This is a genomic window from Bacillus sp. 05T31, from assembly GCF_056396725.1.
Genome location: NZ_JBFTMA010000703.1, coordinates 1 through 2,297, shown reverse-complemented (window position 1 = coordinate 2,297; position 2,297 = coordinate 1). Strand labels below are relative to the sequence as shown.

At 31.8% G+C, this 2,297-nt stretch carries 2 protein-coding genes and 1 pseudogene; 1 reads left to right on the top strand and 2 read right to left on the bottom strand.

The features are described 5' to 3' along the window. Positions 1 to 249 (bottom strand): annotated as a pseudogene (locus AC1DJR_RS26885) (M3 family oligoendopeptidase); the annotation flags it as partial. Positions 250 to 266: 17 nt separating this feature from the next. Next, positions 267 to 1,205: a DMT family transporter gene (locus tag AC1DJR_RS26880; protein WP_477003942.1), complete on the bottom strand. Its 939-nt coding sequence runs from the start codon at positions 1,203 to 1,205 to the stop codon at positions 267 to 269. A 124-nt stretch (positions 1,206 to 1,329) separates the two neighbouring features. On the opposite strand from AC1DJR_RS26880, the gene AC1DJR_RS26875 reads away from it, so the two are divergent. Beyond that, a partial coding sequence (locus AC1DJR_RS26875; protein WP_477003941.1) for an aminotransferase-like domain-containing protein occupies positions 1,330 to 2,297 on the top strand: 968 nt, incomplete at its 3' end.

Genomic DNA, 2,297 nt, shown 5'->3' with positions numbered 1-2,297 from the left:
TTTCAAAAGAGGCCTTACATATTGTTGATCATATTCAAACGTATCTTTTATTTCTTTGTTATCTGTATTACATTGAAAGTCAATATAGTGTGATCTCAATTGTTCTTCGATTTCCCATATTAATTTCGACTGTATTTTCAGCCAATTTTCTAAATCTTCTCCTGAAGAAATGGGTTTACTTAATAAAGTAGAYAATTCGTTYTCTAGCTCATGTATATTACGGATATCAATCGTATTAGAGTTCTGCATTATTTACCCCTCACTTTTTATTTACTCAAGGAGGTATTCTTCTTTTTCGCTATGATTCCTTTTTTTTCTAGAAAATTTGTGCCTATTACTCCAAGAACAATCATAAGTGTACCGACAATATGATAGTAGGCAATTTGCTCGTGTAAGAATACAACGCCTGCGATAATGGTAATAAGTGTAGATAAGTTGCTAAAAACACTTATTTTGGCTGCTTCAATATAAGATAATGAATAGTTTAATAATAATGCTGTCAGTAAGGAAGATAGTAATCCTAAATATAAAATGGAGATAAGGAATGTTCCATTCGTAAATGGCTTAAAGTATACAGTTATTGTACCTTTGTTCATATGGTCAATGATTGCGATGAAATTAAAACTAATAAAACCGATTGCTGTCATTGTGTATGTTAAATCCATYAGCTTGAATTTCTTTGTCATTTTTCGAGCTAATACATTGTAGCAAGCAGATGATAATGCAGATAATAAAATGAGAATAACACCGATAAAGCTCGTTTCATGAGCCCCTATACCATTCATAACAAATATATAAATGACACCTATGACAGAAATACATACTGATGTTTTTTGCCATGTATTCGTATATTCTTTCAAAAAATAGGAAGCTAGTATCATCGTAAATATAGGGATCGCTGCTTGTATAATTCCAGCTTCAGATGAACTTGTATATACTAAGCCAAATGCTTGGAAAGCAAAGAACAATGCTGGATAAAATATTGCGAGTGGTAAAAGTGTAAGTATGTTTTTAAATGATATATTTAACTTTACAAAACCSAAAATAACCGGAATGGTTGCTGCTATGAAGGCAACTGTAAAACGGTGAGCTAGAGTATCAAGAGGACTCGTAATGGTTAGTGCTAGTTTTACAAACATAAATGAAAATCCAATAATAAATGAATAGAGTAATGCTGATATATATGCTTTTGTTGTATTTGTCATAATTCCACCTCATAGTAGTTGATTTCTTACTGGCCAGTATACGTACATAGTAATCCTTCTGATCTAGTGCTACAATGTGAACAAATACAAACTGTACCGGTACAAAAAAATAGGAGGTGTAATGATGTATAAATATTTACATGTTTTGAACGACTTAGAAAGTATGATTCAAAATGGTGAGATAAAAGAAGGAAAGAAATTACCGTCTATACGGTCGCTTGTTACACAATATGAATGTAATAAGGCGACTGTAATACGAGCGCTGCATGAATTGGAAAAGCGTCATATTATTTATTCTGTACCTCAAAGTGGATACTACGTTGTTAAGAAATCTGGAAGTTACRTAGAAARTAACGAGATKATTGATTTYGCTTCTTCRGCMCCAGATCCMGATGTTTTTCCATACTTAGATTTTCAGCATTGCATTAATAAAGCGATTGATACMTATAAGAATGATTTGTTTATATACGGAACACCGAAAGGGTTACCATCTTTAATTTCGGTTGTGCAAAAACARTTAGCAAACTATCAAGTTTTCACWAAKGAAGAWAAYATATTTATAACGTCAGGTGTGCAGCAAGCACTTGCTATATTAACTTCAATACCATTTCCGAATGAACATAATATGATTCTAATTGAACARCCAAGTTACCATTTATATATTGAATATGTAGAAAYAAATAACATTCCTGTAATCGGAATTAAGCGTACGCATGARGGGATAGATTTAAATGAACTAGAGMGGRTATTCARMACAGAAAAAATTAAATTYTTTTATACAACTCCAAGRTTTCAYCATCCACTTGGAACTTCGTATTCTAAAAAAGAGAGAGAAAAGATTATTAAACTTGCGAAGAAATATAATGTATTTATAGTAGAAGACGACTATTTAGCAGATTTAGAAACTGATTCAAAAGTAGATCCGTTTTACAGCCAAGATAATTGTAATCATGTTATATATTTAAAAAGTTATTCGAAGATCATCTTTCCTGGTTTGCGAGTCGGTGTTGCAGTCATCCCGCAATCCATTGCAGATGCCTTTTATAAGTATAAAAAGATTTTAGATATCGATAGTCCTATGATTTCGCAAGC